This window comes from Pseudomonas sp. 05N434, from assembly GCF_056396965.1.
The window spans coordinates 1-2,638 of the sequence record NZ_JBFTMK010000636.1 but is presented as its reverse complement, the minus strand read 5'-3'; the positions used below and the strand labels follow the sequence as shown (position 1 = coordinate 2,638).

Here is a 2,638-nt window from a genome sequence, read left to right as displayed (position 1 = left end):
GTACTCCGGAGTGTTGGCCAGAGCAACAGCATCATCCAGGTGGTCAAAAGGCTCCAGGATGACAACCGGCGCGAAGACTTCCTGCTGCCAAATCCGACTGTTATGGCGTACACGCTCCAGCACGGTCGGCGCATAGCTCCCCACTTCGCGATGGTGCCCACACAGAAGAACGGCCCCCTCGGCCAGTGCTTCATTCACCAACTGTTCGGTACGACGGGCCGCCTGTTCTGTAATCATCGGGCCTACATCCGTTGCTCGCTGGTCAGGATCACCCACTACCAAGGCACGCGTTTGGCTGACAAACCGCTCACGGAAGTCCTCATAAATTGAACTATGTACAAGGATGCGTTGAGTGCCGATGCAATTCTGCCCTGCTGCCCAAAAGGCGCCAGACACGCAGGACTCAACAGTCGGTTCGATATCGCAATCTTCAAGCACGAGAACCGGGGCATTTCCTCCCAGATCCATCGCTAGCTTCTTCAACCCTGCACTACGAGCAATGGCCTCCCCCGTGGCAAAACCGCCCGTAAAGGAAATCATCCGAACTTCGCGAATCTCCACCAATGCTTTACCCAGATCGACGCCACCGGTCGCCGGGGTTACCACTGACGGAGGCAGACCCGCTTCCACCAGGCACTCAACCAGCTTGAGAGCAGACAACGGTGCGAGCTCTGAGGGCTTCAGGATCACAGCATTACCACCGGCGATGGCCGGGCCAAGTTTATGGGCGACCAGGTTCAGCGGATCGTTGTAGGGGGTGATCGCGACGATAAGCCCCAACGGTTCTCGAGTGAACCAGCCTTGGCGCGATTCGGAGCCTTCATATGCCTCAAATGGAATCACTTCCCCGGCGTTACGACGAGCCTCTTCCGCCGATAGCTTCAGCGTATTCACACAACGCTTCACTTCCTTCTCTGCTTGTCGCAGCGTCTTCCCCGCCTCTGCAACAATAAGTTTGGCAAACGCTTCAGCCTCAAGCTCTACACGCCGGGCCGCCTCCTCAAGAATGCGCGCACGCAGGTGACGAGGCATTGCCGCACTCTCACGCACGCCAATTCGCGCACGTTCCAGCAAGCCAGGAACTGCGGCGGCATCGAGGCAAGGGACACTGCCCACCAGGCGACCATCGAATGGACTGAACACATCAATCTGTTTGGCTTCAACAAGCTGGATACTGGCCATGCTGGATACGCTCATGACTATCTCCTGTTATTTGCCGTGGGCGGTGTGGATGGCGACGATGTCCGACAGCAATGCGAAGGCTGTTTCGATGCGCCCTGCCCCAGGCCCGGACACCGTGACAGCTCCCAGCAGTTCGGTCTTGAATGACACTGCATTCGTAGCACCGCTGATTCCGGCAAGAGGATGTGTGTTCGACAGTAACCGAGCTTCCACACTCGCTCGAACCGAGCCATCTGCTTCACGATCGGCTGAGCCAATCAGTTTCCAGCTAGCGCCATTGGCACTTGCCTGGGCAATATCTTGTGCGCTGATATTGCTGATACCCGAGCACGCTACATCGCTGACATTCAGTCGTGCGTTGAGCAGTTCGTTGGCCAGGATCACCACCTTGAGGCGTACGTCAAACCCTTCCACATCGGCGGTTGGATCTGCCTCGGCGTAGCCGAGCTGTTGCGCTTGTACGACGGCATCGTTGAACGCCAGGCCGTCTTTCATCCGGGTGAGCACGTAGTTGGAAGTGCCGTTCAGGATGCCTTCGAAGCCTTGCACGTTGGCGCCCGCCAAGGCCTGCCTGGCCAGACGAATCACGGGGGTGCCACTCATCACCGCCCCCTCGTATTCGAAGGCGACCTGGTTGCGCCGGGCCAACGCTTTGAGCTCGGCACCGTGCAGCGCAATAGGTCCCTTATTGGTGGTCACTACATGAATGCCGCTTTCCAAGGCCCAGCGGCAAAAGGTAGTGGCGGGCTCGCCATCCACCGGATTGGTGAAAGTGGCTTCTGCGATGATGTCTGCACCGGAATGCTTGATCACGGTTTCGTTGAAGGCCTCAGCATTGCCGCCGGGCAGTTGAGCGAATGCGCCCTTCTCAACCGGCAGCGCCACCAACTGCTTTGCATCCAGACCGTCTTTGGCAACGATTGAGCCGAGGAACAGATCGGTGACACCGACAATTTTAATGGTGAAGCCCAGGGCCTCTTTCCACTCGGCATTACGATCGGCGACCAATTGGGCGAAGCCACGGTTCACGCCACCAAACCCTACCAAGGCAATTTTGTACTCAGTCATAAGCGCTGTTCCTATATTGATGTTGTTCGTTAGGAACATCCTAAGAGCCGGGCTTTGGCAGTTGAATATGGCAGAGTGCTGTATTAATTGAGCGTTTTGCCCAAGCACGATGTTGTCAAAACACCGCAGAAAGGACGAACGATGTCACGGTGTTTTCCACCCCCGGCATGGCCGCGATTTCCTTCCACACGAGATGGACGCGTTCAGGTGTGGCGGCATTCACACGCAGCATTAAATCGAACTCACCACTGAGTACTTCACATTGCACGACTTCGGGAATGGAGCGCAGCGCAGTCAGTACTTCTTCGCCACGCATGCGGTCGTAGCGGTAGACAAAGATCACCGCGCTGATAAGCGACGTAGGCCGCCGCGACTCACCGAGAAGAAC

The 2,638-nt window shown here is 57.1% G+C and carries 3 protein-coding genes; all 3 read right to left on the bottom strand.

Features of this window, described 5'->3' with window-relative positions; all coding sequences use genetic code 11:
* The coding region (locus AC1DLB_RS27225; protein ID WP_477786025.1) for an aldehyde dehydrogenase family protein at positions 1–1,197 on the bottom strand (1,197 nt) is incomplete at its 3' end.
* A gap of 12 nt (positions 1,198–1,209) precedes the next feature.
* Positions 1,210–2,250: a homoserine dehydrogenase gene (locus AC1DLB_RS27220; protein ID WP_477743230.1), complete on the bottom strand. Its 1,041-nt coding sequence runs from the start codon at positions 2,248–2,250 to the stop codon at positions 1,210–1,212.
* Positions 2,251–2,365: 115 nt separating this feature from the next.
* A partial coding sequence (locus AC1DLB_RS27215) for an Lrp/AsnC ligand binding domain-containing protein (protein ID WP_477786024.1) occupies positions 2,366–2,638 on the bottom strand: 273 nt, incomplete at its 5' end.